This is a genomic window from Paraburkholderia graminis, from assembly GCF_003330785.1.
Classification (GTDB): domain Bacteria; phylum Pseudomonadota; class Gammaproteobacteria; order Burkholderiales; family Burkholderiaceae; genus Paraburkholderia; species Paraburkholderia graminis.
In genome coordinates, this window is record NZ_CP024934.1 from 2,857,983 (window position 1) to 2,884,322 (window position 26,340).

Consider the following 26,340-nt stretch of genomic DNA (forward strand, 5'->3'; position numbering starts at 1 on the left):
CATCTGGTGGTCGATCAAGGCGTGCATCGGTTTCATCCGATGCACGCCTTTTGTTTTTTGCATCTGTCGGCGCTCGCCGCTACAGCGCCCGCTACAGCGACCGATGCAACTCCGTCAGCGAAAGCGTTGTGTGAAAGAGCCGCGCGAGGCTGCGGCTCGCGTACTTGTCCACTTCGTCGGGTGCGGTCCAGCGATACGCGTCCATCTCCGGAATCAGCGTGCCGTCCGAGCGGCGCGGAAACAGCGACGTGCAGGTGCATGAACTCAGATCGAGTTCGTCCGCGGTCGCGCGCGCCGCAAACAGATGCAGATCCTTGTCGCGCCGATAGACAAAAAGGCCCAGGTCTTTCAGACGCTCGGGCTCAATGGCGATTCCCGTCTCCTCGACCATCTCACGCAGCGCGGTGATGTGCGGCGCCTCGCCTTCCTCGCCGTGACCTTTGGGAATGTCCCAGTGCGATGTTTCGGTGGCGTGCGCGAGCAGCACGCGCCCCTCTGGATCGAGCAGGACGATGCCGCACGAGACGACCCGCGGACTCATCGCCGCGCGCGCCGCGCCCGGCTTGCGGCTTGCCCGCGCGTGTGGTCGATCAGCACTGCCTGCATGCTCAATGCTTTTTCTGCAATTGCCAGGTGCCGCTGCCCTGTTTGCAGAATTGCGGGTGCAGGTTCATCGACTGCCCCTTCGCGTTCAGAACGATGCCGAGGTCGCGACAGGTGCGCGCGCCTTCCTTGGACGTCTTCACGACCTGAATGGTCGCGTCGATCTTCACGCTGTTGCGCGTGCCTTCGTTGACCCAGGTGGTGGTTTCACCGTCCTGCTTTTGATCGAGCGTGGTAAAGACGGCCTGCCTCACTGAGTCGACGTCGCGCTGCTTCATGTAGCTGATCGGCGTGTCGTTCAGGAAGCCCAGATTCGCTGCCTGGGCGCCAATCGCCGCGCCAAGCAGCAGACCGGCGGCGGTCAGTTGACGGAAAGCACGGGTTCGCATCGACATGAAGGGTTCTCCTCGGAAACGTTTCGGGCGGTCATGAGCGCAGCTTGTACGGCTTGTGAAGCTTATGCGGCTCTTGATCTGGACCCCAAAAGCATAGCATGTCCGTTTCCAACAGCCTGGCGTCGCGTCGCCTCATAGGCCGCCATGAGTCCGTCGGCAGCGACAGTTGGCCGCAAGCACGCAAAGGTCGGCATTTTTAGGATAGCTCCCATATCGCCGCGTAACCTGCATTCCTATGATTGGCCGTATTGCGTCTTCACGCTGAACGACTTCAAACGCCCCATCATGGAACTCTCCGTTGCCCTCGAAACCTTCGCTGTCTCACTCGCGCTGCTTTGCCTTGCGCTCGTGCCCGTCGCGATTCGCCGCGACCCCGGTCTCGCGCGCCCTATCGTCCGCATCGACGGACTTCGCCGGCCGCGCTGGCCCAACCTCGTGACGCGCGCCGGCATCGCGTGTCTGCTCGTCTCTTTTGCGATGCTGCTGTCGGCCTGCTACGTCATACTCGCCGACGCACGCGTCTAAATCCGGCGCGCTGCTGGCGCCAATCAATTCAAGCGGGCCACCCGCTCGCACGCAAGTAGCACTTCCATCCCGCAAGCCCGTCGCTTTAATTCCCCGCCTTGTACCCGTCGGTGAGCGTATTCAGAAACGCCACCACGTGCTTGATTTCCGCGTCGTCGAGCGCGGGTTTGTCGCCCGGCTTCCGATCGAACGGCGGCTCCGTGTTCAGATTCGCCCAATAGCGCCGCGGCAAATCGTCGAACTTCTGAACCTTGCCTTTGACAACCGGATAAAACTTCTCCGGGTTCGTGTCGCGCTCGGCATAGAAGTGCAGCACGTCTTCGAGCGAGTGATAGATGCCGTTGTGAAAGAAGCTTTTTTTCAACGCGACGTTGCGCAACGTCGGCGTGCGGAAGATGCCGCAGAACTCCGAGCGTCCCTTCAGATCGGTACGCTCCGGGCCGCACGCGCCGAGATCGTAAAAGCGCGAATCGCGATTCACCGGCAGCGCGCGATTGCGCGGCACGCCGATCGCGATCAGGCCGAAGTCGCTGAACTGCGGCGGCGCGCCGTCCATCGTGCGCTGACTGATGTGGCAGCTCGCGCAGTTGCCCTTCTTCTCGTCGTTGAAAAGTTGCAGGCCGTGCAGCTCGGCTTGCGTGAGCTGCGCGTTGCCCGCCAGGTACGCGTCGTACTTGCTGCTGTACGGATAGAACAGTTCGGGCGTCTGCTCGAAGGTCTCGAGCGCTTGCAGCACCGCCTTGAAGGTCGCGTCGTCGTTATCCAAAACGTCTTTGCCGAACGCGTCGCGGAAATCGCCGGCGTACGGCGCGGCCTTGACCGCCGCGGTGACTTGCGCCGGCGAACTGCCCATTTCAAACGACGACAACAGCGGAATTCGCGCCTGGTCGCCGCCGCGATCCACGCGGCCGTCCCACGTCAGTCCGCCGGTCGGGCCCGCGTCGACGCTTTCGTCGCCTTCGTCGTCGGACTCGTGATAGTGCTCGGCGAACGCGGGCACCGATTGCAAGTATTTGAGCGTCGGCGCCGCGCGCATGCCGACGCGATGCATGTCGCTGCCGCCCAGTTGCACGGACAGCGCGTTGGCAGGCGAGAACGCGTGGTCGGGACTGTGGCACGACGCGCACGCGAGCTTGCCCGAGCCGGATAGCGACGGATCGAAGAACAGTTGCTTGCCAAGCGCGCTCATCTTGCGCACCGATTCGTAGACTTGCGCGCGCGTTTGGCCGCCGGCCGGCGCGGCTTCGTGTGCGGCCACTTTCACTGGCTGCGCAGCGGAGGCGGCGGCCGACGCCGACGCCAAACCCGACTGCGCGTTCGCGCCCGAATCGCACCCTGCAAGCCCCGCGCTTACCACCACGGCTGCCAATGCAACCGTCGACGCCAATCCAGACCCAAGCCCGCGAGCAACCGCCACCGCGCGCTCAGCGTGGACCGCATCGGCATCCGCTTGCACGCCGCCCCGCGCCGTCACGCGCCCTACCGTCTTCCTGATCCCCGACAAACCGAGCCGCATATGAATGATGTGAATGTGCGCTATCGAAGTCCGCGAGGGTATTTCATCTGTATGTCGTCGAAATGACATCCAGCCGACGGCCATCGCCGATTCAAAGCGATCCGTAATGAATACATCTTTCTGTCAAATTGCGTTGCCACACTTTTGCGCGCGGTCATCGGGTTAAGGAATGCCCGAGGCCCGTCCCCAACGCGAGAGAGAGAATCCAGATAAATGAACAAGAAACTGATCTGCGCGACGCCGTTGGCGATCGCCGCAGCGTTAAGCCTGTATGCGTGCGGCGGCAACGAGGTCACGCAACCCGACATCGCTTCGATCAAGACGGTCGTGGTGATTTACGCGGAAAACCGCAGCTTCGACAATCTGTATGGCAACTTCCCGGGCGCGAACGGTTTGCAGAACGTCAGCGCGACCGCTGCGAAGCAGTTGGACCGCGACGGCTCGACGCTCGCGACGCTGCCGCAAGTCTGGAACGGTCTCACGCAAACGGGCGTGACACCGGTCGTCACGCAAGCGATGACCGCCAACTTGCCGAACAGTCCGTTCGCGATCGACGACCCCAACGGTTTCAACACGCCGATCACGAAGACGACGCGCGATCTGTATCACCGCTTCTATGAAAACCAGATGCAGATTGACGGCGGCAAGAACGACAAGTTCGCCGCATGGGCCGATTCGGGCGGCCTGGTGATGGGCCACTACACGCTCGACGCCGACAAGCTACCGCTGTGGAAAATCGCCCAGCAATACACGCTGGCCGACAACTTCTTCATGGGCGCATTCGGCGGCTCGTTCCTGAATCACCAGTGGCTCGTGTGCGCGTGCACGCCGGTCTATCCGAACGCGGACAAGAGCCCGGCGGCCAGCTCGATTTCGGCAGTCGAAAGCGACGGCGTGACGCTCAAGCTCGCATCGAACTCGCCGGCTTCGTCGCTCAACGGCCCGCCGAAGTTCGTGCTGTCGGGCAACCTCACGCCCGACTTCTTCGCGATCAACACGATGCAGCCGCCGTATCAGCCGAGCGGCAACAAGGCGGCCTCGGGCGGCGACGCGAATCTCGCCGACCCAGGCGCGGCCACGACGTTGCCAGCGCAGACGCAGCAGCACATCGGCGATCTGCTGAACAACGCGAAGGTGTCGTGGGCGTGGTACGGCGGCGCGTGGGGCGCGGCGTTGTCGGCGGCGCAGAACGGCACGTCGAATGTGATTTACGGCGCGAATCTGACGGCGCCGAACTTCCAGCCGCATCACCAGCCGTTCAACTACTTCGCCGATCTCGCGCCGGGCAGCGCAAACCGCGCGCAGCATCTGCTCGACGGCGGCCTCGGCGGCTCGGAGTTCATCAAGGCGATCGACAGCGGCACGCTGCCGCAAGTCACGTTCTACAAACCGCAGGGCAACCTGAACGAGCACCCTGGCTACACCGACGTCGCGTCGGGCGACCAGCATATCGCCGATGTCATCTCGCATCTGCAAAAGAGCCCGCAGTGGAACAACATGCTGGTCGTCGTGACCTACGACGAAAACGGCGGCTTCTGGGATCACGTCGCGCCGCCGAAGGCCGACCGCTGGGGTCCGGGCACGCGTATTCCGGCGCTCATCATCTCGCCGTTCGCGAAGAAGGGTTTCGTCGATCACACGCAATACGACACGACGTCGATCCTGCGCTTCATCACGCATCGCTTCTCGCTGCCGACGCTGCCGGGCATCGCGGCCCGCGACGCCGCGCTCGTCGCCAACGGCGGCAAGCCGATGGGCGACCTGACCGCCGCGCTGAACATCAGGCAGTGAAAGTGAACGCGCGAAACATGCGGAACACGCGATAGCGAGCCACAACGGTAAGCAACAGCCCGCCTGCGCGGTGCGGCTTTCGACGGGCAGCTTCGGCTGCCCTTTTTTATTGGCGCAAGGGTTGACGAAAACGCGGGCGAAAAAAAATCCCATCGCCGGATAGTCGGTAGATGGGATTCTTCATGCAGACGATGGCGCGGCGGGCGAGGATCGAACTCACAACCTCAGGTTTAGAAGACCTGTGCTCTATCCAATTGAGCTACCGCCGCACACGACTGGGCCCGGATTATAACCGATCGCCCCGCGCCCGCCAGAACGCGGCGGGCATCCTTAACATTATCAGACCGGCTGCGGATGCAATGCGAACCAGCCGAGGAACACGATGCCCGCGATCACGCAGTACACGCCGAACGAAGCAAGGCGTCCGCGGCCTTCGAAATAGCGCATCAGGAAACGCACGCTGAGATACGCGGCGATAGCGGTCAGCACGCCGCCGAGCAGTGCATCCGCAAGCTGGCCCGGCGCATGGAAGAGCTTCGGCAGTTCGAGCAGCCCGGCCGCGAAAATGATCGGCGTGCCGAGCAGGAACGAGAACTCTGCGGCCTTCTCGGCGGTGAGACCCGCCGCGTTGCCGGCGATCATCGTGAGACCGCTGCGCGAGAAGCCGGGAATCAGCGCGCCGATCTGCGCGAGGCCGACAAAAAACGCCTGGCGGAAGGTCATCTTCTCCGGCGCCTGATGCGCGCGCGAACGCTGCAGGCGGTCGCCCACCCACAACAGCACGCCGTTGACGATCAGCGCGATGGCGACGATGCGCAGGTCGTGAAAGATGCGCTCGAGCCGCTTTTCCAGCAGCAGGCCGACGAGTCCCGCCGGAATCGTGCCGATGATGAGCGCCCACATCATGTGCGCGTCGTCGTTGCGGCGTCCGCCGAATGACGCGAAAAAGCCGCGCACCAGCGCGCACCAGCGCTCGCGGAAATACCACAGCAGCGCGAACGCCGTGCCGAGATGCAGCGCGACGAGAAACGGCAGCAACTGTGGCGCGTGCTTATCGATATGCATGCCGAACAATGCGGGAATGAGCAGCGTATGCCCGAGACTGCTCACGGGGAAGAGTTCGGTCACGCCTTGCAGCACGCTCAGGAAGATCAGAAACGACAGATTCACGCGGCAGTCCTTGTAAGGAAGATGTCGGGGACAGCGCGCCGCACAATGAATCAGCCGGCGCGTCAAAAAGCGCACCGATTATGCCTGGGTGGCAAGTCAGCGCCAAGCGCCTCGGCCACATTCGGGGAAATTTTGACGCGCTGCGTCACAACTCGATACAGTTGTCAGCCAAACGCAAACGAAAAGGGCCGCCGACCAGCAGCAGCCCTTTCAATCGTCTGACGGCGAGACGTGCGATCAGCGCGCCTGGAAGCGCGCGAAGCTTACGGATCGCAAGCCGCGCGTCGCGCAGCGAGCGGACGCCCGGATCAGCGCTCGAGCTTGTAGAAGAAGTAGACGGTACTTGCGGTGAACATGCCGAAGAGCGCGACACCCATTGCCATTGCGAGATCCATGACGCCTCCTGAGCGATCTCGCCCGGCGGTAGAAGTCACCGGGCAGTGAGACGGATTATCGGCAACAACCGCCAACTCGCGACACTCGCAATTTCCCGAGAAGGGTTTCCCCGTAGGCCAAAGCAGAGCAAAATCGTCGTCTCGGCCGGCGGGGCTTGCGCCGGCTCAACACTTACTGATCACGCCATCGACCATGCCTCTTTCTCCGCAGCAGGACATTCTCGAAATCGCCCAGGACGCCTCCGTGCTCCGTTTCGCGCCGCAAGCCGGCGGCCGTCTGCTTTCGTGGCTCATCGACGGCGAGGAGGTGATTCATTGGCCGGAACACGCCGACTGGAGCCAGCCGGCGCGCATCCGCGGCGGTAATCCGCTGCTGTTTCCGTTTCTCGGACGTCATCGCGTGGACGGCAAGATCGGTTATTGGCGCGACGCACAGGGCACGGTGCGCGAGTTGGCCATGCACGGCTTCGCGCGCGACCTGCCGTTCGACGCCCACGCCGACGTGCACGGCGCCGGCCTGCGCCTCGTGCTGACCGATAGCGAGGCGACGCGCGGCGGCTATCCGTTTGGCTTTCGCTTCGAAGCCGCGTACACGCTGATCGACGCGGAAACGCTCGACGTCACGCTCACCACCACCAATACCGGCGATGCCCCGTTGCCCTACTACGCCGGCCATCACTTTTACTTCACGCTGCCGCACACGCAGCGCAGCGAGACGTCGCTGGAATTGCCGCCCACCGAGCGGCGTTTCCAGCAGGCCGACGGTTCGATCAGCGCCGCCGAGCCGGGCGAAGCGCGCTACACGCTCGACGAAGCGCGCATTCACGACCGCTTCCATTGCCTGACCGGCGAGCCGAAGCAACCGGTGCGGCTGATCGCGCCGGGCCTCGGCCGCGTCATCACGATCGATCTCCAACGACCGAACTCCGTGCCCTGGTATGCGGTGACGACCTGGACGGAAGCGCCGGAGTCGGACTTCTATTGCGTCGAGCCGTGGCTCGGCTTGCCCGATGCGATTCACAACGGCATGGGCCTGCGCTGGCTCGAGCCGGGCAAAACCGAAGCGGCTGCTTTGCGCATCCATGTAGGCAAACTGGGCTGAGCGCGGCGGAGTTTGTGGCCTGAGCGGGACGGAGCATGCGTCGTTAGAAGGTGGGCGACGTCATCCTTCCTGGCCGCTTTTCCGATGCTGCAACGCAAAACCGTTAGAATCGGACGCTTTGTATCCACCTGCCGCGTGATCGGGATCGGCGCGCGGCAGCGCTTTGCGAGGTCCAATGCCTGAAACAACAAGAATGATCAAACGACTCGCGTGCGTGTCGTTGGTGGCGCTCATCGCCGCGTGCGGGTCGGCGCCGGTGGGTCCGGGTTTTTATCGCGTCGAACGGGGCGACACGCTGTCGAAGATCGCGCGCAGTCACCGGCAATCGGTGCAAAGCATCACGCGCTGGAACAACCTGACGAACCCCGACAGCATCGAAGTCGGACAAGTGCTGCGTGTCGAGCCGCCCAACGGTGTGGCCTCGACGAGCGGCGCCGTGCGCAGCAACGGCAACGGCAATGGCAGCGCGAGTGCGTCCGCCGCGCCGCGTCCCGCGCCGGGCGACAATGCGCCGTCGTCCGCGCCGTCGTCGTCGATTTCGCTCATCTGGCCGACGAGCGGCAGCGTCATTCGCGGCTTCGACGGCTCGAGTTCGAAGGGCATCGACATTGCCGCGCCGGCGGGCACACCCGTCGTCGCGGCGGCGGCCGGCACCGTCGTCTATGCCGGCAACGGACTGCGCGGGTACGGCAATCTGCTGATTCTCAAGCACAACGCCGAGTATCTGACCGCCTACGCGCACAATCGCGCGCTGCTCGTGAAGGAAGGCGAAACGGTCGCGCAAGGTCAGAAAATCGCGGAGATCGGCGACACCGATACCAACCGCGTGATGCTGCATTTCGAGCTGCGTTATCAGGGCCGCTCGATTGACCCGTCGCGCGCGCTGCCGCCGCGCTAGGCGCGCCGCGGCGTCGGTCGCGCGGGGAACCCCGCGTGCTATAAACGCTCAATCCGGCAGACGTGGCCACCCGTCACGTCTGCCACGTCATCTGCAAGGAAATCCGTAATGAAGAGCGCATTGGCGTCCGTGGCGACGGCCGCGGCGATCGGTGTCGGCGTGCTGACACTGGGCAGCCTGGCCGGCTGTTCCACGACCACCACCATGACCTACTTGCCGAGCGGGGACACCGGCTTCGCGATCAACTGCAGCGGCAGCGACGCGAGCACGAGCTGGGCCGAATGCTATAAACGCGCGGGCGAAGTCTGCGGTAATTACGGCTACGACGTCGTCTCGAAAGATGTGGATAACGGCGCCACCTCGGGCGGCACCGTGGGCGGCATTTTCGGCGCGAACGTGAAAAACCGGTCGATGGTCGTCCGCTGCAAGCAATAAGCCGCGCTGGCCGCGCCGCCCGATTGCGGTGAATCCAGCCGACGGCGCAGCCAGCGCCCTGAACGCGGTTCGATGCGTGCGGCGAAGGCCAGCAAAGCCGCGAATGCAATCGGCCACAGCGCGACGAAAATGATTACCCCGTTCATAATCGACGAAAGGAAAGGTAAGTTTAATGATCCGCGCGAGGTATGTCGTCGCGGTGACCGCGGTTAAAAGCAGGCAAAAAAAAGCCCGGCGCGAGGCCGGGCTAACGGGGGTTCGGCGCATATCGGCAAAGGACCGGTTCACCATGCGCCAGAACGAAATTTAACAACCGGCTTTTACAAGCGCAATATATTAATTATCCGAACAGTGTGATGCGACGCACGGATTCCGCATTATGTGAACGCAAAACTCGGTGAATAAAAGGCGTGCACGGGGCTCTTATCTGTTGATCAACGGGCTCTTTAATTCATAAGCTAATTTGCCTAATGCGCCCGAGACCCGCATGGAGCAATGCTCGTGCCGGGCCCCGCGTATTGGGCTGAGGAAAGTTTTACAGCGATGTTGAGCGGACACGCCGGACGTGATCTCATCGGGCAGTGCCGCGAAAAGCGCTTAGTGCGCCACCGCACCGTTTCTATTAACTAGCTTGATTGACCGCGCCTGTGCCGACCGAATATCCTCCGCAGAAGTTCGCAATTGGCGAAATATCCCAACTTTAAATAGACAGAAAGAACCGGCTGATTAAAATCGTCTGCTCATAATTAATAATCAGATGTTAATCGTTTGAGCGTCGCTGCACAAGTCGGCCGAAAGTCATAATCCGTCCGCGCGGCAATGGTTTTTATGAGCCGCTCGCGCCGTTGAACCGCGCGACATGAAGGTTCAGAATCGAATCACTGCCCAACGGCCCGGCGCCGCGGAACGCTGCGCGCCGCGCAGGCTGCCCGCGCCGATGGTTTATAGTATCGACCCCCGCCAGAACCCCGCTTACGATGACTTCCAACGACGCGACCCACAGCCCTCTGTACACCAAACTGCTCGCCGAAACCGCGAAAATCGGCTGGCCGGAGCTGGAACGCTTTTTTGCGCGCGGCATGCTGCTCCGCGTCGCGAGCGACCTCGATCTGGTGAGCGTGGCCGAAGCCATCGCCAGCGACGACACCACGCAGGTCACGCAATGGCTGTCGTCCGGACTGGTCGAGCGTGTGCAAGCGGAAACCGCCGCCGACTTCGCCGCGCGCGATCCTGACCTGTGGGCCGTGGTCGTGTCGCCGTGGGTGTGCGTGCAGGAACGCCATTGAGGGAAGCCGCGCAGCCGGTGCCCGCGTCCGCGCCGCCGGTGCGCTGGCACCGCCGCGTGCTTGCGCTTGCGTTTCCGATCGTCCTCGCGAATTTGACGCAGCCGATTCTCGGCGCCGTCGATACCGCCGTCGCCGGACACCTGGACGGCGCGTCGTATCTGGGCGGCGTCGCGCTCGGCGGACTGTTTTTCAACTTCGTGTTCTGGGGTTTCGGCTTTCTGCGCATGGGCACGACGGGCCTCGTCGCGCAGTCGCACGGCGCCCGCGACGATGCGGGGCTACGCGATAACGTCGTGCGCGCGCTGTTGCTCGCGGTTCTGATCGGCGCGGCGGTGCTCGCGCTGCAAGCGCCGCTCATCGATTACGCGCTGCGCGCCATCGGCGGCAGCGAGGCCGTGCAGCGCAACGCGCGGCTTTACTGCCATGCGCGCATCTGGGCCGCGCCGCTCGCGCTCGGCAACTACGTGGTGCTTGGCTGGCTGCTCGGGACGCAGCGCGTGCGGCTCGCGTTGCTGTCGCAGGTATTCATCAACGGTGTGAACATTGTCGCCGTCTTCGTGTACGTGCATGCGTTCGATTGGGGTGTCGCCGGAATCGGCGCGGCCACCGCCACCGCGGACGCGCTCGGCTTCGTGCTCGGCGCGGCGCTGCTGTGGCATGGCAGGCCGCGCGGCCTGCCTGCACTGAACCGCCACGCGCTTTTTGACACTGCGGCGCTGCGGCGGCTCGTCGTGCTCAATCGCGACATCTTCGTGCGCACGCTGTGTTTGCTGCTGTCGTTCGGATGGTTTGCGCATCTCGGCGCGCGGCAAGGCGACGCGACGCTCGCCGCCAATGCGCTGCTGCTGAATTTTCAGACCTTCATGGCTTATGCGCTCGATGGTTTCGCGCACGCGGCCGAGGCGCTCGTCGGTGCGGCGATCGGCGCGCGCGACCGGCATGCGTTCGTGCAGGCGGTCAAGGTGACGGCGCTGTGGTCGGCGCTCGGCGCGTGCGGCTTCGCGCTGGTGTATGCGGGCGCGGGTTCGTGGATCGTCGAAGGTCTCACCGATCAGGCCAGCGTGCGCGCCACGGCCGAGCTGTATCTGCCGTGGGCGGCGCTTTCGCCGGTGGTGTCGGTGGCGGGTTATGTGCTCGACGGCGTGTTTATCGGCGCGACGCGGACGCGCGAACTGATGACGTCGATGATCGTGTCGTTCGCGGTTTTCGTCGGCGCGTCGTGGCCGCTGCTCGCGCTGTGCGGCAACCACGGACTGTGGGCCGCGATGCTCGTCTTCATGGCCGCGCGCGGTGTGACGCTCGGGCGGTATTTGCCGGGGCTGGTGCGTGGGGTCGGGGGGGCGGGGGTGTAGGGGCGTTTTCTCTGGCGATTGGGCGTTGCGTTCCGCCGTCGCCCGCGGTTGGGTTTGGAAGCGCTGGTCGAGTTCGAGATTCGTGTGCTGGTACTGTGGTCGTACGGCGCTCTCGTATGGCGCGGTTGCGTTGCCGCGGTGGCGTCGTCGTCACCTCATCCTCCTCGTGGTTGCTGCGCGGTTGCGTGGTCGTCTCGCGGTTGCGTCGTCGTTGCGTCGCCCACCAAATGCGGATCGACTCTGTGCCGCAGTTGCCTCGCGGTTTGGTCGTCGTTGCGTCGCCGCTCGCCCGTAACTCGCCTGGCCTCGCCGCGTCGCTTCCCCGTTACGCCTTGAAACAAGCGCACACATATCCCGCGGGGACGCGGCTCTAGAATGCCTGCAGCCCTCGCATTCCGCGCAAACAGTGTGCGTGGGTCAGAAGCGCCGGTGTGCCCGCATCGACGCTTCGCTTTATCGCAGACGCAAACTCAACGAACACTCAACTCAGGCTCAACGCGCGACGGGCGCGGGCACCATCGCGGGCGGGTGGGTGTCGGTGGGCACGCCGTGATAATCGGCGGGGTCCTGCGGCGGGCCGGCGTGATGGGCGGACGGTCCATCCGCACAGCCGGCGACACCGGCGGCGAGCAGCAATGCAATCATCGAAACGCGGAACATAGACGCTAATCTCTCTAACGAAAAGGTGTGCACGACGGGAGCGCGGAGGTCTACCCGCAACGCGCATTCCATGACGCCGCACGCGCAGCCGCCTCTGCCATTTCGCGATGCTTGACCTACTATAAAGTCACAGCCGAACGTGAAAGGAGACTGCCATGGACGCTGAATCGATCGCCGGTCTGGTCGGACTCGGAGTAGGCCTCGCGGTGCTGCTGGCACTGTCCATCTTCGAATCGAGAACCTATCGACGCGAACATGGCGAAGGCATGCTGCATCACTGGATAAGTCATCAGCATCCGCATATGCCGCATTGGATGCGTCGCCGGCATTGAAACCGCGGCTGGCGCCGGTCGTTTGCAGATGAGCCCGCGCTCGCGGGACGGTGTCGTTTTGTTCGCGTGATTTTGTTTCTTGAAGGCGTTCGCTGGAGCTGGCGCCCGATCCGCTGCTGATCGTCGAGTGATCTCGTCCGCGTGGCCATGCGCGCCAAGCGGCGCTCTTGCTCGTCGCTCTACCGTCGCCCCTCGTCGCCCCTCGCCCCCTCCTCGACAACTCCCTGGGCACGCGCGTTGCTGATTCGCAGGCTGCAAGGAGCGCGTGCGTTGCGCGTCGCCTGTCGCGGCAAGCAATGTGCGCCGGATCAACCAGACTGCGGCCCAGCACCCTTTCGGGCCGAGAGGGAGAACTCAAATGACGATCGGAACCATCCTGCTCATCGTGCTTATCCTGCTGCTGATCGGTGCGCTGCCGACCTGGCCGTATAGCAGCGGTTGGGGCTACCGCCCGACCGGCGTGCTCGGCGTCGTGCTGATCATCGTCATCGTGTTGCTGGTGCTCGGGCGCATATGACGCGGCTAACTTTGCTCCGACGCAATTCGCGATTGACTCTGGCACCTAAAGCCACGTAGAATCTCGGATTCGTCGGAGCGTAGCGCAGCCTGGTAGCGCATCTGATTTGGGATCAGAGGGTCGAAGGTTCGAATCCTTTCGCTCCGACCACGAAATTGGCATCAAGCAATAAGCGCATCACAGAACCCGCGTAGCCTTCGGCTTCGCGGGTTTTTGCTTTTGGGCGTCCGCCGCCGGCGGCATTCAGGACCGCGATCTGCTAGTAAGACATTCGAACGCTCGACGCGAGCAACGAGACGAGACGAGGTGACAAGGCAAGCCGCCTTACCCGCCTTGCAACCCGCCGCACCCGCATGCGACAGTGGACACGGACAGAGCACACCGCCAAACTCGCCCCTCCGCGCCCCCTCGCCGCACTCAGACTCGAGAAAAGGAGCCCGCATGAATCTGATTCTCTGGCGTCACGCCGAAGCCGAAGACTACGCCTCCACGGATCTCGCCCGCGCGCTGACCACGCGTGGCCGCAAGCAGGCGCAAAACGTCGCGAAGTGGCTGCGCACGCGCCTGCCCGACGACGCCGTGATCCTCGCGAGCCCCGCCGTGCGCACCATCCAGACCGCGGAGACGCTGAGCGACCAGTACCGCGTCGTGCGCGAACTCGCGCCGAATGCCAGTGCGCTCGATGTGCTGACCGCCGCCGGCTGGCCGAAAGGCATCGCCGAAACGGTGGTGATCGTCGGTCATCAGCCGACGCTCGGCCACGTCGCCGCGAGACTGCTCGCGAGCAGCGACGCAAGCTGGCCCATCAAGAAAGCCGGCCTATGGTGGATCGCGAGCCGCGAGCGCCACGGCGACGATCAGGCGGTGCTGCACGCGGCCATCACGCCCGAGCTGGTCTGAACCAGTTCACAGGCCGCGCGCAAACCGCGGCCGCAAACCGCAAGCCGCAAACCGCAAACCGCAAAGACCGCAGCGGCAGCACCGCAGCACATAAAACGCGCATGCGCCTCAAGGAGCGCCTCACAAACCGCCTCCCCGCACGATTCCTCCACTGCTCCTTACAGGCAGTCATCCAATCGTCACAGCTTTGCCATGCGAGCGTCACCACGCGTTACTACATTGGCGAAAAAAGACTCATCCTTTTTTCGACCAGGACGCCCAATGCGAGAACTGCCGACGCCTACCCTGCCCCTCGCTTCGATCTTCGAGTCCCGCCGCCTGCCGCGCGCTGAAGAGACGGTTACCGCGCAGCATCGGCTGCGAGTCACGTGGGCTCGCACCGACGAAGAACTCCGCGAGGCGCAGCGTCTGCGTTACCGTGTGTTCGCCGATGAAATGGGCGCACGCCTTTCCGGTCCCGCCGGTCTCGACGTGGATTCGTTCGATCCGTACTGCGATCACCTGCTGGTGCGCGATCTCGACACGCTGAAGGTGGTCGGCACGTATCGCGCATTGCCGCCGCACCAGGCGGCGCGCATCGGACGTCTGTACGCGGAAAGCGAGTTCGACGTCTCGCGTCTCACGCACCTGCGCGCGAAGATGGTCGAAGTGGGCCGCTCGTGCGTGCATCCCGACTATCGCAGCGGCTCGGTCATCATGTCGCTGTGGGCGGGTCTTGCGGCTTACATGCAGCACAACGGCTACGAGACGATGCTCGGCTGCGCGAGCGTCGCGATGGTCGACGGCGGCCACTACGCCGCGAACCTGTATTGCTCGCTGCGCGACAGCGCGCTGACCGCGCCCGAATATCGCGCGTTTCCCCACACGCCGTTGCCCGTCGACGAACTGCAAACCGGCGCCAACGTGGCGCCGCCGCCGCTCGTCAAAGGCTATCTGCGTCTCGGCGCGAAAATTTGCGGTGCGCCGGCATGGGACCCCGACTTCAACACGGCCGATTTCCTGACGCTGTTCCGCCTGTCCGACATCAATGCGCGCTACGCGCGGCACTTCCTCGGCGATGCCATGCCGCGCTGAGCGCACAACCTCCGCATGGACAGAAAAGCCCGGTAAAAACCGGGCTTTTCTTCATCTGCTGTGTGTTCTGCCAAAGGCTGGCAAAACAAAAAACGGACGCGTCACTCGTCCGTATAAACCACTCGATACGGAATCCCAACCTTTTCCCACTCCGCGGCTTCCTGGATCAGGCTGTAGTCGGTCAGCGGATTATTAGCGACCCACTCATTCGGTAAACGCACTTCATAACCGCCGTTAGCCTGCGCGACCGAGATGCCAGGCAGACCCACATCCGCGCGCCGTCGGCACAACAGCGCCGCGAGCCGCAAGCAGAACAGCAGCGGCCACTCGACCTCGCGCGTTTGCGACAGCTTGCCGAGCTTGCCCGCGTGACCGAGTACGAGCGCCGCGAGCCGCGCCTGGTCGGTGCGCGAAAAGCCGGGCATGTCCGCGTTGCTCGCGATGTACGCCGAATGCTTGTGATACGCGCTGTGCGAGATCGACAAGCCGATCTCATGCAGCGCCGCCGCCCAGCCGAGGAACATGCGATTCTCGACGCGACGTTCTTCGTCCGGTTCGTCGAACTGATCGTAGAAGCGCACGGCAAGCTCGCCGATGCGCCCCGCCTGCGCGCGATCCACGCCATAGCGGCGCATGAAGCCTTCGACGGTGACCGTGCGCATGTCTTCGTGCTGGGAACGGCCGAGCAGGTCGTAGAGCACGCCAAGACGCAATGCGCCGTCCGTCGTATCGACGTAATCGACGCCCAGTTCGTCGAACACCGCGATCATGATCGACAGACCGCCGGCCAGCACCGGAATGCGGTCGCCCTTCAGCGCGACGAGCTTCAGCCGGTTGACGTTCTCCGCCTTGATCAGCGCGCGCTTCAGGCGCTCGAGGCCGCCGCGCGAAATGCCGTGCGTGACACCTGCATCGTTGAAGCCGTTTGCCTCGACCAGTTCGGCGAGCGCGCGCGCGGTGCCCGACGAACCAATGGCCTGCTCCCAACCCGTCTTCTTGTATTCGGACGAAATGATCTGGATTTCCCGGCCCGCGGCGAGTTCGGCCTGACGCATCGTGTATTCGTCGACGTTGCCTGCCGGGAAAAACGTGCGGCTATGGCTCACGCAGCCGATATACAGGCTCTCCATCTTGATCGGCGTGTAATGCGAACCGATGATGAACTCCGTCGACCCGCCGCCGATATCCACCACGAGCCGCTTGCCCGCACTCGCCGGCACCGAGTGCGCAGCGCCGGCGTAAATCAGCCGCGCTTCCTCGCGGCCCGCGATCACTTCGATCGGGAAGCCGAGCGCCGCTTGCGCCTCGCCGAGGAATTCGCCGGCATTCTTCGCGATGCGCAGCGTGTTGGTTGCGACGGCGCGCACGTGATCGGGATGAAAGTCGCGCAGCCGCTCGCCGAAGCGTTTCAGCGCGTCCCAGCCGCGCACCTGCGACGCGCGGTCGAGCATTTTGTCGCGCGACAATCCGGCGGCGAGCCGCACCGGCTCGCGCAACGCATCGACCTGATAGATCTGGCTGCCGGCGTCGGTTTCCTCGACGCGGCCGACGATCAGCCGGAAGCTATTCGAACCGAGATCGACGGCGGCAAGGAGTTGTGGGGTATTGACCATCGGGTATGCGGACTCCATGCGCGCGAGCGCGGCAGCGGTGGATGTGAGCAAGGCGGAACCTCCGCCCGAGGCTCCGGGCGCCTTGCGACCGGCCGCGCTGTTCAAAGACGCCATTCTAAGCGTACCGGAGCTCACGATGTCCACCTCGCGAAAATGGGGTTGCCCCATGGTCCCATACTCACTGCGTCAGCTTGACGACACGCGAGGAAGACAGCGTAGAATTTATAACATTGAGAATGTCATAACAATGTCATCATATTGTGAGAATTTCCGAGCGTCTTTCCGCCCCTATACCCGAAATTCCATTCTCGCTGCCGATGTCCATCCGCTACCCCTTATTGAATCGCGAGCTGGGCATTCTGGGTTTCAACGAGCGCGTGTTGGCGCAAGCTGCCGACCCCGCCGTTCCTTTGCTCGAACGCCTGCGTTTCATCTGCATCACCAGTAGCAATCTCGACGAATTCTTCGAAGTCCGCATGGCCGGATTGCAGGAGCAGATGCGCGACAACCCAGGCGCACTGTCGCCGGACGGCATGTCGCTGCAGCATGTGTACGACCTTGTGGTCGAGCGTGCGCAAAAGCTCGTGCATCGGCAGTACACGATGTTGCACGACACCGTGCTTACCGCGCTCGAAGCGGAAGGCATCTATTTTCACGGCACCGAAGCATGGAACGAGGCGCAGACCGAATGGGCGCGCAATTATTTCTTCGACGAACTGCTGCCGGTGCTCACGCCGATCGGCCTCGATCCGGCGCATCCGTTTCCGCGCGTGCTCAACAAGAGCCTGAACTTCGTCGTTGAACTGGAAGGCAAGGACGCCTTCGGCCGTCAGGCGATGATGGGCATCGTGCAGGCGCCGCGCGCGTTGCCGCGGCTGGTGCGCATGCCGCAGGAACTGTCGGGCTATCCGCATGGTTTCGTTCTGCTGAGCTCGCTGCTGCAACGCTTTGTCGGCGAGCTGTTTCCGAATCTCGTCGTGCGTAGCTGCAATCAGTTTCGCATCACGCGCAATAGCGAACTCTTCGTCGATGAAGACGAAATCACCAATCTGCGTGTCGCGCTGCAGGGCGAGTTGCCTGCGCGGCATCTGGGCAATGCGGTGCGGCTCGAAGTATCGGCGGAAACGCCCGCGCATGTCGTGCGGCGTCTGCTCGACGAGAGCAGCCTCTCGAACAAGGACTGTTATTACGCGGACGGTCCGGTTAATCTCGTGCGTTTGATGCAGTTGCCGGAGATGGTCGATCGGCCGGACCTCAAGTTCGTGCCGCACATTCCGGCTATTCCCGCGCATATCGCGAATGCCGCGAGCATGTTCGACGTGATCGACCAGGGCGACGTGCTGCTGCATCATCCGTATGAGAGTTTTCAGCCGGTGCTCGAGTTGCTGTTGCAGGCGGCTAAAGATCCGAACGTGGTCGCGATCAAGCAGACCATCTACCGCACGGGCACCGATTCGCCGTTAATGGACGCGCTCATGCAAGCCGCGCGCAACGGCAAGGAAGTGACGGTCGTGGTCGAACTGCTTGCGCGCTTCGACGAAGAAACGAATATCAACTGGGCTTCGCAACTCGAAGCGGTCGGCGCGCACGTGGTGTACGGCGTGGTCGGCCACAAGTGCCACGCGAAGATGATGCTGATCGTGCGGCGCGCGACGGTGGGCGGCAAGACGACGCTCAAGCGTTACGTGCATCTCGGCACCGGCAACTATCATCCGCGCACCGCGCGTCTTTATACCGACTTCGGCCTGATGACCGCGGACCAGAAGATCTGCGAGGACGTGCATCACGTATTCCAGCAACTCACCGGCATTGGCGGCGAACTGAAGCTGCACGAGTTGTGGCAATCGCCGTTCACGCTGCATCCGAAACTCGTCGAGGCGATTCGTGCCGAAGCCGAGCATGCGCGTGCGGGCAAGAAGGCGCGCATCGTCGCGAAGATGAACGCGTTGCTCGAACCCACGGTGATCGCGGAGTTGTACGAAGCGTCGCAGGCGGGCGTGAAGATCGATCTGATCGTGCGCGGCGTATGCTCGTTGCAGCCGGGCGTGCCGGGTTTGTCGGAGAACATCACGGTGCGCTCGATTGTCGGGCGCTTTCTCGAACATCATCGCATCTATTATTTCTACGACGACGGCCGCGAGCAGGTGTATCTGTCGAGTGCGGACTGGATGGATCGCAACTTCTTCCGCCGCGTCGAAGTGTCGTTCCCGGTTAATAACCGGCGGCTGAAGCGGCGCGTGATCGCCGAGGGGCTGTCCGCATTTCTCGGCGACAATCAGTCGGCGTGGCTCATGCAAAGCGACGGACATTATCGTCGGCGGCGGCCCGGCAAGTCGTCGCGCAACGCGCAGATGAGTCTGCTGGCGAAGTTCTGCTCGTGAGTGTTGGCACCCGCCACATGCGGCTGCGCTGATGCATAAAAAAAGCCCGCTTGGTTAGCGGGCTTTGTCTTTGACAGGGGCGCTGTTATGCATGCGCCGGTTGCCGGCGCGTCGTGCGATACAACGGAAACTTCACGCTAAACGTACTGCCCCGCCCTTCCTCGCTTTTCACGTCGAGCTGCGCGTCGTGCCGTTGCAGCACATGCTTGACGATCGCGAGTCCGAGGCCCGTGCCGCCGGTGTCGCGCGAGCGGCTGCGGTCCACGCGATAAAAGCGCTCCGTGAGCCGCGGAATGTCCGCGGCCGGAATGCCGAGGCCGCTATCGGTCACCGAGAACACTGCGGCGCCGCCTTGCGTCTGCCAGCTCACCCTGATCGCGCCGCCGTCGGGCGTATAGCGAATCGCATTGGTCACGAGATTGCCGAACGCGCTCAAAAGTTCGGTTTCGACGCCCGTCACGGTCAGCCCTTCGTCCGCTTCGAATGTGATGATGTGGTGGTCGCTCGACAGGCTTTCAGCGTCGTCGCGCAGATGCCGCAACACCGCGCGCATGTCGATCATCTGATCGCTCGGCGGCTTGTTGTCGCCCTCGAGTTTGGCGAGCACCAGCAGATCGTTCACGATATGGCGCATGCGCGACGCCTGCTGCTCCATCAGCTCCAGATAACGCGCGCGTTCCGCTTCGCTTAACGGCAGCTCGCGCATCGTTTCGAGAAAGCCCGACAGAACCGTAAGCGGCGTCTTCAGTTCATGCGATACGTTGGCGACGAAATCGCGGCGCATCGCGTCGGTGCGCTCGAGCTCGGTGATGTCTTGCGACAGCACCAGCTTGCGATTCTCGCCATAAGGAAACACCTGCACGGACAGCACGTTCTGCCGCTTCTCGCCCATGCCGCGCATGATCAGCATCTGCTCGTACTGATGCGAATTCAGATAGCGCACGAAGTCCGGCTGACGCACCAGATGCGTGATGTGCTGACGCAAATCGCGCTTCGCGTCGAGCCCGAAATGTTCTTCGGAAATGGCATTGCACCACTCGATCTGATCGTGATCGTCGAGCATTGCGACGCCGTTCGGCGACGCCTGAATAGCCTGAATGAAGCGCGAATGCTGCTGCTCGACCTGGCGCACCTGCGCATGCCAGCGCTTCGCGAGCTTATGCAAACGGTAGTAGATTTCGCCCCAGATGCCGGGGGCGCTCGGCACTTCGCCGTACACCGGCGCGTCGAGCAAACGCCACAAACGCTCTTTATGGAAAGTGCCGAAGAGGCTCTGCAAAAGCAGCATGACGACCGCGAGGATCAATGCCGCCTTCACGTTCACTAATGCGCCGACCACCACGCACAGGATGGCGAGCAGCACGATCGAAACGACGGAGCGCGCCCAGATGATGTTCATGGTCTAAAACGATCGAAGAAAACGGCGTGCGCGCCGCCGCTGCAAGAGATCGCGCAGGATCAAGCTGAGATCAGGCGCTCTTGGCCAGGCGGTAGCCGCTGCCGCGGACCGTCTCGATCATAGCATCGCAACCTGCCGGCTTGAGCGCCGCGCGCAGACGCTTGATATGCACGTCGACGGTACGCTCTTCGACGAACACGTGATCGCCCCACACCTGATCGAGCAGTTGCGTGCGGCTGTGCACGCGCTCCGGGTGCGTCATGAAAAAGTGCAGCAGACGGAATTCGGTCGGGCCGAGGTCGAGCTTGATCTCGCTGCCTTCGGCATGCGCGGCCACGCGATGCGTCGCCGGATCGAGTTTTAACCCGTTGATCGCGACCACGTCTTCGGTCAATTGCGGCGCGCGGCGGCGCAGCACCGCCTTGATGCGCGCCATCAGTTCCTTCGGCGAAAACGGTTTGGTGACGTAGTCGTCCGCGCCGATTTCGAGGCCGAGCACTTTGTCCTGCTCGTCGCCGCGCGCGGTCAGCATGATGATCGGAATGTGCTTCGTGCGCTCGTTGTTGCGCAGGTCGCGCGCGAACGCAATGCCCGACTTGCCCGGCAGCATCCAGTCGAGCAGCACGAGGTCGGGCAGTACGTCGCTGATCAGGTTCTGCGCCTGTTCCGCGTTGTACGCGCGAATCGGGCAGTGTCCGGCGTGTTGAAGATTCACCGAAATCAATTCGGAAATGGCGGGCTCATCTTCAATGACGAGAATGCTGCTGGGCATCGGCACCTCTGGTCCTTATCTCTGGATTAACTGAGCGCTTCGCGTTCGAGCGCGTCGCGCGACTTGTGCCGCACGTCCGTGCCCTTCACGATGTAAATAATGAATTCGGCGATGTTCTTCGCGTGGTCGCCGATCCGTTCGATCGCCTTCGCAATGAACAGAAAATCGAGGCCCACCGAAATGGAACGCGGGTCTTCGGTCATGTACGAAATCAGCTTGCGCACGAACGCGCGGAATTCTTCGTCAATGGCCTTGTCGTCGCGCACGATCTGCGCGGCGGCCACCGTGTCGAGACGCGCGAACGCGTCGAGCGCGCGGCGCAGAATCGACACCGCCATTTCGCCCGACAATTTGATCTCGGCGATATTGATGGTGCGCGACGCGCCGTCTTCCATCAGACGCTTGGTGCGCTTGGCGATTTTCTCGGCTTCGTCGCCGGCGCGCTCGAGGTTCGTGATGGTCTTCGAGATCGCGATCAACAGACGCAAGTCACGCGCGGCCGGCTGACGGCGCGCGATGATGTTGCTGCATTCCTCGTCGATTTCCACTTCCATCTTGTTCAGGCGCTCTTCGGCGGCGATCACCTGCTCGGCGATGTCGAGGTCGAATTCGTTGAGCGCCTGCATCGCGTTGACGATCTGCGATTCGACGAGGCCGCCCATTTCGAGCACCTTCGAGGAAACCAGGTTCAGGTCGGCGTCGAACTGGCTGGACAAATGTTTATCGGACATGTCGTACTCCGTTGTTTTGCCCGGCGAATTAGCCGAAGCGGCCTGTAATGTAGTCTTCCGTTTCTTTACGGACCGGCTTGATGAAGATCTTTTCGGTGTCGCCGAATTCGATCAGTTCGCCCAGGTACATATAGGCAGTGTAGTCCGAACAGCGGGCCGCCTGTTGCATGTTGTGCGTGACGATCACGACCGTGTAATCGCTCTTCAATTCGGCGATCAGTTCTTCGATACGGCCCGTCGAAATCGGGTCCAGCGCCGAGCAAGGCTCGTCGAGCAGCAGCACTTCAGGACGGATCGCAATGCCGCGCGCGATGCACAAACGCTGCTGCTGGCCGCCCGACAAACCGTAGCCGCTCTGGCCGAGCTTGTCCTTCACTTCGTTCCAGAGCGCGGCCTTCGTGAGCGCCCATTCGACGCGGTCGTCCATTTCCGAGCGCGGCAGCGATTCGAACATCTTCACGCCGAACGCGATGTTGTCGTAGATCGACATCGGGAACGGCGTCGGCTTCTGAAACACCATGCCGATGCGCGCGCGCAGCAGCGAAATATCGCGCTTGGACGTCAGCAGGTTTTCGCCGTCCATCAGGATCTCGCCTTCGGCGCGTTGCTCCGGATACAGCGCATACATCTTGTTGAACGTGCGCAGCAGCGTCGACTTTCCGCAGCCCGACGGACCGATGAACGCGGTCACCTTGCCTTCGGGAATCTGCAGGTTGATGTTCTTCAGCGCGTGATACTTGCCGTAGAAGAAGTTCAGGTCGTTGACCTCGATCTTCGGGCGCGACGGCGACGGCTCCTGGCCGCTTTGTGCAGGATCGAAACCGGCGGGCGCAGTGGGACGCGAGATCGGATTGAGTTGAGTTTCTGCCATGTTCATCGGATTACACTCCGCCCTTACTTGTTCGAAAAGATCGTGCGCGCGAGGATGTTCAGTCCGAGCACCGCGAGCGTGATCAGGAAGACGCCGGCCCACGCGAGCGATTGCCATTGCGCGAACGGGCTCATCGCAAACTTGTAGATCGTGACCGGCAGATTGGCCACCGGCTGGCTCATATCCGCCGAGAAAAACTGGTTCGACAACGCGGTGAAAAGCAGCGGCGCGGTTTCGCCTGCAATGCGTGCAACAGCGAGCAGCACGCCGGTGACGATGCCCGCAATCGACGCCTTCAGCGTGATCGACAGCACCATCTTCCACTTCGGCGTGCCGAGTGCGAACGCCGCTTCACGCAATGCGTTCGGCACGAGTTTCAGCATGTTTTCGGTGGTGCGGATCACGATCGGAATCTGCAGCAGCGCGAGCGCGAACACGCCGGCCCAGCCGCTGAAGTGGCCCATCTTCGCCACGACGAGCGCATAGACGAAGAGACCGACGACGATCGACGGCGCCGACAACAGAATGTCGTTGATGAAGCGCGTGACGCTCGCGAGCCAGCCCTTCTGCCCATATTCCGCGAGATAGACGCCGGCGAGAATGCCGATCGGCGTGCCGACGAATGTTGCGAGCACAACCAGCATCAAGCTGCCGACGATCGCGTTGGCGAGACCGCCGCCATCGGTATTCGGCGGCGGCGTGGACTGCGTGAACAGTTCGACCGACAAGCCGCCGATGCCGAGGCGCAGCGTCGTGTACAGAATCCAGACCAGCCACAGCAGACCGAAGGCCATTGCCGCGAGCGACAGCGTCAACGCGATCGCGTTTTGCAGGCGGCGGCGTCCTTGCAGACGCACGCGCATTTTTTCGAGCGCGGCCGCGTCGTTCGAACCCGGCATGTTCAAGGTGGTCCGGCTCATTTCGCGCCCTCCCCTTTCTCGAGACGCAGCAGCATGACCTTGGAAATCGCCAGCACGATAAAGGTAATCACAAAGAGGATGAGGCCGAGTTCCATCAGCGCCGACGTATGCAGGCCCGGATCGGCTTCGGCGAATTCATTGGCGAGCGCCGACGTAATGCTGTTGCCCGGCGAAAAGAGCGACACGTTGTCGAGCAGATTCGTATTGCCGATCACGAAGGTCACGGCCATCGTTTCGCCCAGCGCGCGGCCGAGGCCGAGCATCACGCCGCCGATCACTCCGCTCTTCGTGAAGGGCAGCACGATCTTCCACATCACTTCCCACGTCGTGCAGCCGATGCCGTACGCCGATTCCTTCAGCAGCACGGGCGTGACTTCGAAGACGTCGCGCATCACCGAAGCGATGTACGGAATAATCATGATCGCGAGGATCACGCCGGCGCACAGAATGCCGATGCCGATGGGCGCGCCCTGGAACAGCGCGCCGATCACCGGAATGCCGCCCAGCACCGCGCCGAGCGGCTTCTCGAACCACGTCGCGAAGATCGGTGCGAACACGAGCAGACCCCACATGCCGTAGACGATCGACGGAATCGCGGCCAGCAGTTCGATCGCGATGCCGAGCGGCCGGCGCAGCCACGCGGGCGAGAGTTCGGTCAGAAAGAGCGCGATGCCGAAGCTCACAGGCACCGCGATGATGAGTGCAATGATCGACGTGGCGATCGTGCCGTAGATCGGCACCAGCGCGCCGAACTGCTTGCTGGGCGGGTCCCATTCGGCGTTCCACAGGAAGCTGAGGCCGAACTGCCTGATCGACGGCATGGAGGCGACGACGAGCGACACAATAATGCCGCCGAGCAGCAACAGCGTGACGATGGCGGCGAGGCGCGCAAGGCCGCCGAAGATCACGTCGCCGGCGCGGCTGGGCGCTTTCTGCTGCGAGGCGCTGCCTGGCGGCGTCGCTCCCGGTGCGCCTGACGCTAATTGGATGTCGGACATAAGAGCCTGATGGACCTTTTCCAGTTGCCATGCGACGTATGTCGCGCGGCGGATGATGCAGGTGGTGCGTACATGCACTGATGACACTGGCGCCCGCCGGGTTCGGCCGATGAAAGCGGCGCCGGTCAATGCCATTGGCCGTCCTCACGCGAGGACGGCCAATGTGTTACGTGAAGCGGTTGCCCATTACTGCGGGGGCGGTGCTTACTCGGCGATCGGCTTGCCCGAAGCGTCCTTCACCTTCGACTTCCACTGCGTCTTGATTTCCGACACGACCGATTCCGGCAGCGAGATGTAGTCCAGATCGTTCGCGGCCTGCGTGCCGTTCTTGAACGCCCAGTCGAAGAACTTCAGGGTTTCGCTGCCTTGCGGCGCCTTTTCCTGCGTCGTGTGCAACAGCACGAAGGTTGCGCCGACGATCGGCCACGCGTTCTTGCCCGGCTCGTTCGTGAGGATCTGGTAGAACGACTTCGACCAGTCCGCGCCCGCTGCCGCTGCCTTGAACGTGTCCGTCTTCGGCTCGACCACCGTGCCCGTCGAATTCTTCAGCGCGACGTAGGTCATGTGGTTCTGCTTCGCGTACGCCCATTCGACGTAACCGATTGCGCCCGGCAGGCGTTGCACGAAAGCCGCGACGCCGTCGTTGCCCTTGCCGCCCGTGCCCGTCGGCCAGTTGACCGTCGAACCTTCACCGACCTTCGACTTCCATTCCGTGTTGACCTTCGACAGGTAGTTCGTCCAGATGAAGCTCGTGCCCGAACCGTCGGCGCGGCGCACCACGGCGATGTCCGTGTCCGGCAGCTTGACCTTCGGGTTCAGTGCAACGATCGCCGGATCGTTCCACTTCTTGATCTTGCCCAGATAGATGTCGCCCAGCACTTCGCCCGACAGCACCAGTTCAGCCGGCTTCACGCCCGGCACGTTGACGACCGGCACCACGCCGCCGACCACCGTCGGGAACTGGAACAGGCCGTCTTTCGCGAGTTCGTCGTCCTTCAGCGGAGCGTCGGAACCGGCGAAATCGACCGTCTTGGCGATGATCTGCTTCACGCCGCCCGACGAGCCGATGCCCTGGTAGTTAACCTTGCCGCCGCCGGACTTCTGATAGGCGTCGGCCCACTTCGTGTAGATCGGTGCTGCGAAGGTGCTGCCCGCGCCGGTGATGTCTGCTGCGTTTGCGGCCATCGCGAAGAACGCGCCAGCGACGCCAGCGAACACGGTTTGCATCAATTTCATCGAAACCTCCAAGGTGTGAGCGGTGTGAGCGGATAACTGAACACCGCGAAGCTTAGGGTCTCTTTGTGACAGTAACGTGACTAACCGTGAAACGCGTGTGACAGTGGGGTTACTAATGTGAAAGGCGTTTGCGCGGGCAGATCGGTGGTCGGGCGGCGGTTTGGCCGTGCCTTGTAGAGATTAGGCGAAAAAGATGGGGCGCGAACGTTTGCGGGTGCGACCAGGACGGGACGGTCCGGCTGGAAGGCGCTCTTGCGCCGGGGCAGAGAGGCGGGTGTGGCGGCTGCGGGTGCGGTGGTTGTGGCGGGTGTCAGCGTGGGCGCGGCTGCGCTGGCGGCTGCGGGCTTCCGGATACGCCAGTGGGCGAATGCACGGGCACCGGCCGAGCGCGGCGACCGCGAATGAGTAGAAAGATCCGCAGACGCGCCTAAGCCAGGGCAGATATGCGGTTTGGCGGGCGCGTTCCGT

Annotated in this window: 26 protein-coding genes and 2 tRNA genes; 13 read left to right on the forward strand and 15 right to left on the reverse strand. The window is 62.9% G+C overall.

Annotated elements, in window-relative coordinates; translation table 11 throughout:
* Positions 1-91 precede the first annotated feature (91 nt).
* Both CUJ91_RS12615 and CUJ91_RS12620 read right to left on the reverse strand, forming a co-directional pair.
* Positions 92-541 (reverse strand): NUDIX hydrolase, encoded by a 450-nt coding sequence (locus tag CUJ91_RS12615; RefSeq protein WP_029967715.1) that lies wholly within the window; start codon positions 539-541, stop codon positions 92-94.
* 67 nt (positions 542-608) lie between these two features.
* Positions 609-998, reverse strand: coding sequence for a hypothetical protein (locus CUJ91_RS12620; protein WP_006052010.1), 390 nt, complete (start codon positions 996-998; stop codon positions 609-611).
* A 285-nt stretch (positions 999-1,283) separates the two neighbouring features.
* Between CUJ91_RS12620 and CUJ91_RS12625 the strand changes: the two genes are divergently transcribed.
* Complete coding sequence (locus tag CUJ91_RS12625) at positions 1,284-1,523, forward strand: hypothetical protein (protein WP_053858528.1); 240 nt, start codon at positions 1,284-1,286, stop codon at positions 1,521-1,523.
* Positions 1,524-1,608: 85 nt separating this feature from the next.
* Here CUJ91_RS12625 and CUJ91_RS12630 read toward each other — a convergent pair whose 3' ends face one another.
* A complete protein-coding gene (locus tag CUJ91_RS12630) occupies positions 1,609-3,039 on the reverse strand; it encodes a cytochrome-c peroxidase (protein ID WP_114156319.1) in 1,431 nt (476 codons plus the stop codon).
* A 213-nt stretch (positions 3,040-3,252) separates the two neighbouring features.
* On the opposite strand from CUJ91_RS12630, the gene CUJ91_RS12635 reads away from it, so the two are divergent.
* Positions 3,253-4,830, forward strand: a complete 1,578-nt coding sequence (locus tag CUJ91_RS12635) for an acid phosphatase (RefSeq protein WP_053858529.1) — start codon at positions 3,253-3,255, stop codon at positions 4,828-4,830.
* 192 nt (positions 4,831-5,022) lie between these two features.
* Here CUJ91_RS12635 and CUJ91_RS12640 read toward each other — a convergent pair.
* From CUJ91_RS12640 to CUJ91_RS34620, 3 genes are all read right to left on the reverse strand, one after another.
* Positions 5,023-5,099: transfer RNA gene (locus CUJ91_RS12640), tRNA-Arg, on the reverse strand.
* 70 nt (positions 5,100-5,169) lie between these two features.
* Positions 5,170-6,000, reverse strand: coding sequence for an undecaprenyl-diphosphate phosphatase (locus CUJ91_RS12645; RefSeq protein WP_053858530.1), 831 nt, complete (start codon positions 5,998-6,000; stop codon positions 5,170-5,172).
* A 308-nt stretch (positions 6,001-6,308) separates the two neighbouring features.
* Positions 6,309-6,434 (reverse strand): UDP pyrophosphate phosphatase, encoded by a 126-nt coding sequence (locus tag CUJ91_RS34620; RefSeq protein WP_208716164.1) that lies wholly within the window; start codon positions 6,432-6,434, stop codon positions 6,309-6,311.
* Between the two features lie 154 nt (positions 6,435-6,588).
* On the opposite strand from CUJ91_RS34620, the gene CUJ91_RS12650 reads away from it, so the two are divergent.
* The 5 genes from CUJ91_RS12650 to CUJ91_RS12670 all read left to right on the forward strand — a co-directional run bounded on the left by CUJ91_RS12650 (position 6,589) and on the right by CUJ91_RS12670 (position 11,468).
* Entirely contained in the window at positions 6,589-7,497 is a 909-nt protein-coding gene (locus CUJ91_RS12650) for an aldose epimerase family protein (protein ID WP_053858531.1), read from the forward strand.
* Positions 7,498-7,672: 175 nt separating this feature from the next.
* Positions 7,673-8,395 (forward strand): peptidoglycan DD-metalloendopeptidase family protein, encoded by a 723-nt coding sequence (locus tag CUJ91_RS12655; protein ID WP_114156320.1) that lies wholly within the window; start codon positions 7,673-7,675, stop codon positions 8,393-8,395.
* Between the two features lie 108 nt (positions 8,396-8,503).
* Entirely contained in the window at positions 8,504-8,830 is a 327-nt protein-coding gene (locus CUJ91_RS12660) for a hypothetical protein (protein ID WP_006052003.1), read from the forward strand.
* A 977-nt stretch (positions 8,831-9,807) separates the two neighbouring features.
* Entirely contained in the window at positions 9,808-10,116 is a 309-nt protein-coding gene (locus CUJ91_RS12665) for a DUF2288 domain-containing protein (protein ID WP_006052001.1), read from the forward strand.
* On the forward strand, positions 10,113-11,468 hold the full coding sequence (locus tag CUJ91_RS12670) for an MATE family efflux transporter (RefSeq protein ID WP_114156321.1): 1,356 nt from the start codon (positions 10,113-10,115) through the stop codon (positions 11,466-11,468). The genes CUJ91_RS12665 and CUJ91_RS12670 overlap by 4 nt, the downstream gene beginning before the upstream one ends.
* A gap of 492 nt (positions 11,469-11,960) precedes the next feature.
* On the opposite strand, the gene CUJ91_RS34380 is transcribed toward CUJ91_RS12670, so the two are convergent.
* Positions 11,961-12,128, reverse strand: a complete 168-nt coding sequence (locus CUJ91_RS34380; RefSeq protein WP_006051999.1) for a hypothetical protein — start codon at positions 12,126-12,128, stop codon at positions 11,961-11,963.
* A 155-nt stretch (positions 12,129-12,283) separates the two neighbouring features.
* On the opposite strand from CUJ91_RS34380, the gene CUJ91_RS34385 reads away from it, so the two are divergent.
* From CUJ91_RS34385 to CUJ91_RS12690, 5 genes are all read left to right on the forward strand, one after another.
* On the forward strand, positions 12,284-12,460 hold the full coding sequence (locus tag CUJ91_RS34385) for a hypothetical protein (protein WP_006051998.1): 177 nt from the start codon (positions 12,284-12,286) through the stop codon (positions 12,458-12,460).
* A 358-nt stretch (positions 12,461-12,818) separates the two neighbouring features.
* A complete protein-coding gene (locus CUJ91_RS12675) occupies positions 12,819-12,977 on the forward strand; it encodes a DUF3309 family protein (RefSeq protein ID WP_006051997.1) in 159 nt (52 codons plus the stop codon).
* A gap of 73 nt (positions 12,978-13,050) precedes the next feature.
* Positions 13,051-13,127 (forward strand) — tRNA-Pro (locus tag CUJ91_RS12680).
* A 291-nt stretch (positions 13,128-13,418) separates the two neighbouring features.
* A complete protein-coding gene (locus CUJ91_RS12685) occupies positions 13,419-13,877 on the forward strand; it encodes a SixA phosphatase family protein (RefSeq protein ID WP_006051996.1) in 459 nt (152 codons plus the stop codon).
* A 261-nt stretch (positions 13,878-14,138) separates the two neighbouring features.
* Entirely contained in the window at positions 14,139-14,951 is an 813-nt protein-coding gene (locus CUJ91_RS12690) for a GNAT family N-acetyltransferase (RefSeq protein ID WP_006051995.1), read from the forward strand.
* 101 nt (positions 14,952-15,052) lie between these two features.
* Here CUJ91_RS12690 and ppx read toward each other — a convergent pair whose 3' ends face one another.
* Positions 15,053-16,678 carry an exopolyphosphatase gene (gene ppx, locus CUJ91_RS12695; RefSeq protein ID WP_053858535.1) on the reverse strand — a complete coding sequence of 542 codons (1,626 nt, stop codon included), beginning with the start codon at positions 16,676-16,678 and terminating at the stop codon, positions 15,053-15,055.
* A gap of 203 nt (positions 16,679-16,881) precedes the next feature.
* On the opposite strand from ppx, the gene ppk1 reads away from it, so the two are divergent.
* Positions 16,882-18,945: a polyphosphate kinase 1 gene (gene ppk1 / locus CUJ91_RS12700; RefSeq protein WP_006051993.1), complete on the forward strand. Its 2,064-nt coding sequence runs from the start codon at positions 16,882-16,884 to the stop codon at positions 18,943-18,945.
* A gap of 85 nt (positions 18,946-19,030) precedes the next feature.
* On the opposite strand, the gene phoR is transcribed toward ppk1, so the two are convergent.
* The 7 genes from phoR to pstS form a co-directional block, all read right to left on the reverse strand.
* The gene (gene phoR / locus CUJ91_RS12705; protein ID WP_006051992.1) at positions 19,031-20,344 is read right to left on the reverse strand and encodes a phosphate regulon sensor histidine kinase PhoR; all 1,314 of its coding nucleotides are present in this window, start codon (positions 20,342-20,344) and stop codon (positions 19,031-19,033) included.
* Positions 20,345-20,414: 70 nt separating this feature from the next.
* Positions 20,415-21,116 (reverse strand): phosphate regulon transcriptional regulator PhoB, encoded by a 702-nt coding sequence (phoB, locus tag CUJ91_RS12710; RefSeq protein ID WP_006051991.1) that lies wholly within the window; start codon positions 21,114-21,116, stop codon positions 20,415-20,417.
* Positions 21,117-21,142: 26 nt separating this feature from the next.
* The gene (gene phoU, locus CUJ91_RS12715) at positions 21,143-21,847 is read right to left on the reverse strand and encodes a phosphate signaling complex protein PhoU (RefSeq protein ID WP_006051990.1); all 705 of its coding nucleotides are present in this window, start codon (positions 21,845-21,847) and stop codon (positions 21,143-21,145) included.
* A 28-nt stretch (positions 21,848-21,875) separates the two neighbouring features.
* A complete protein-coding gene (pstB, locus tag CUJ91_RS12720; RefSeq protein ID WP_006051989.1) occupies positions 21,876-22,724 on the reverse strand; it encodes a phosphate ABC transporter ATP-binding protein PstB in 849 nt (282 codons plus the stop codon).
* A gap of 17 nt (positions 22,725-22,741) precedes the next feature.
* Positions 22,742-23,638, reverse strand: coding sequence for a phosphate ABC transporter permease PstA (gene pstA, locus CUJ91_RS12725; RefSeq protein ID WP_006051988.1), 897 nt, complete (start codon positions 23,636-23,638; stop codon positions 22,742-22,744).
* Entirely contained in the window at positions 23,635-24,636 is a 1,002-nt protein-coding gene (pstC, locus tag CUJ91_RS12730; RefSeq protein WP_029967734.1) for a phosphate ABC transporter permease PstC, read from the reverse strand. The genes pstA and pstC overlap by 4 nt, the downstream gene beginning before the upstream one ends.
* Positions 24,637-24,840: 204 nt before the next feature.
* Entirely contained in the window at positions 24,841-25,872 is a 1,032-nt protein-coding gene (pstS, locus tag CUJ91_RS12735) for a phosphate ABC transporter substrate-binding protein PstS (protein WP_006051986.1), read from the reverse strand.
* Positions 25,873-26,340: the final 468 nt, after the last annotated feature.

Excerpts from the sequence above, each read along its gene's own strand:
- CUJ91_RS12615 (WP_029967715.1), bottom strand. The coding sequence starts at position 541 with ATGAGTCCGCGGGTCGTCTCGTGCGGCATCGTCCTGCTCGATCCAGAG.
- CUJ91_RS12620 (WP_006052010.1), bottom strand. The coding sequence starts at position 998 with ATGTCGATGCGAACCCGTGCTTTCCGTCAACTGACCGCCGCCGGTCTG.
- CUJ91_RS12625 (WP_053858528.1), top strand. The coding sequence starts at position 1,284 with ATGGAACTCTCCGTTGCCCTCGAAACCTTCGCTGTCTCACTCGCGCTG.
- CUJ91_RS12630 (WP_114156319.1), bottom strand. The coding sequence starts at position 3,039 with ATGCGGCTCGGTTTGTCGGGGATCAGGAAGACGGTAGGGCGCGTGACG.
- CUJ91_RS12635 (WP_053858529.1), top strand. The coding sequence starts at position 3,253 with ATGAACAAGAAACTGATCTGCGCGACGCCGTTGGCGATCGCCGCAGCG.
- CUJ91_RS12650 (WP_053858531.1), top strand. The coding sequence starts at position 6,589 with ATGCCTCTTTCTCCGCAGCAGGACATTCTCGAAATCGCCCAGGACGCC.
- CUJ91_RS12655 (WP_114156320.1), top strand. The coding sequence starts at position 7,673 with ATGCCTGAAACAACAAGAATGATCAAACGACTCGCGTGCGTGTCGTTG.
- CUJ91_RS12660 (WP_006052003.1), top strand. The coding sequence starts at position 8,504 with ATGAAGAGCGCATTGGCGTCCGTGGCGACGGCCGCGGCGATCGGTGTC.
- CUJ91_RS12665 (WP_006052001.1), top strand. The coding sequence starts at position 9,808 with ATGACTTCCAACGACGCGACCCACAGCCCTCTGTACACCAAACTGCTC.
- CUJ91_RS34380 (WP_006051999.1), bottom strand. The coding sequence starts at position 12,128 with ATGTTCCGCGTTTCGATGATTGCATTGCTGCTCGCCGCCGGTGTCGCC.
- CUJ91_RS34385 (WP_006051998.1), top strand. The coding sequence starts at position 12,284 with ATGGACGCTGAATCGATCGCCGGTCTGGTCGGACTCGGAGTAGGCCTC.
- CUJ91_RS12675 (WP_006051997.1), top strand. The coding sequence starts at position 12,819 with ATGACGATCGGAACCATCCTGCTCATCGTGCTTATCCTGCTGCTGATC.
- CUJ91_RS12685 (WP_006051996.1), top strand. The coding sequence starts at position 13,419 with ATGAATCTGATTCTCTGGCGTCACGCCGAAGCCGAAGACTACGCCTCC.
- CUJ91_RS12690 (WP_006051995.1), top strand. The coding sequence starts at position 14,139 with ATGCGAGAACTGCCGACGCCTACCCTGCCCCTCGCTTCGATCTTCGAG.
- ppx (WP_053858535.1), bottom strand. The coding sequence starts at position 16,678 with ATGGCGTCTTTGAACAGCGCGGCCGGTCGCAAGGCGCCCGGAGCCTCG.
- ppk1 (WP_006051993.1), top strand. The coding sequence starts at position 16,882 with ATGTCCATCCGCTACCCCTTATTGAATCGCGAGCTGGGCATTCTGGGT.
- phoR (WP_006051992.1), bottom strand. The coding sequence starts at position 20,344 with ATGAACATCATCTGGGCGCGCTCCGTCGTTTCGATCGTGCTGCTCGCC.
- phoB (WP_006051991.1), bottom strand. The coding sequence starts at position 21,116 with ATGCCCAGCAGCATTCTCGTCATTGAAGATGAGCCCGCCATTTCCGAA.
- phoU (WP_006051990.1), bottom strand. The coding sequence starts at position 21,847 with ATGTCCGATAAACATTTGTCCAGCCAGTTCGACGCCGACCTGAACCTG.
- pstB (WP_006051989.1), bottom strand. The coding sequence starts at position 22,724 with ATGAACATGGCAGAAACTCAACTCAATCCGATCTCGCGTCCCACTGCG.
- pstA (WP_006051988.1), bottom strand. The coding sequence starts at position 23,638 with ATGAGCCGGACCACCTTGAACATGCCGGGTTCGAACGACGCGGCCGCG.
- pstC (WP_029967734.1), bottom strand. The coding sequence starts at position 24,636 with ATGTCCGACATCCAATTAGCGTCAGGCGCACCGGGAGCGACGCCGCCA.
- pstS (WP_006051986.1), bottom strand. The coding sequence starts at position 25,872 with ATGAAATTGATGCAAACCGTGTTCGCTGGCGTCGCTGGCGCGTTCTTC.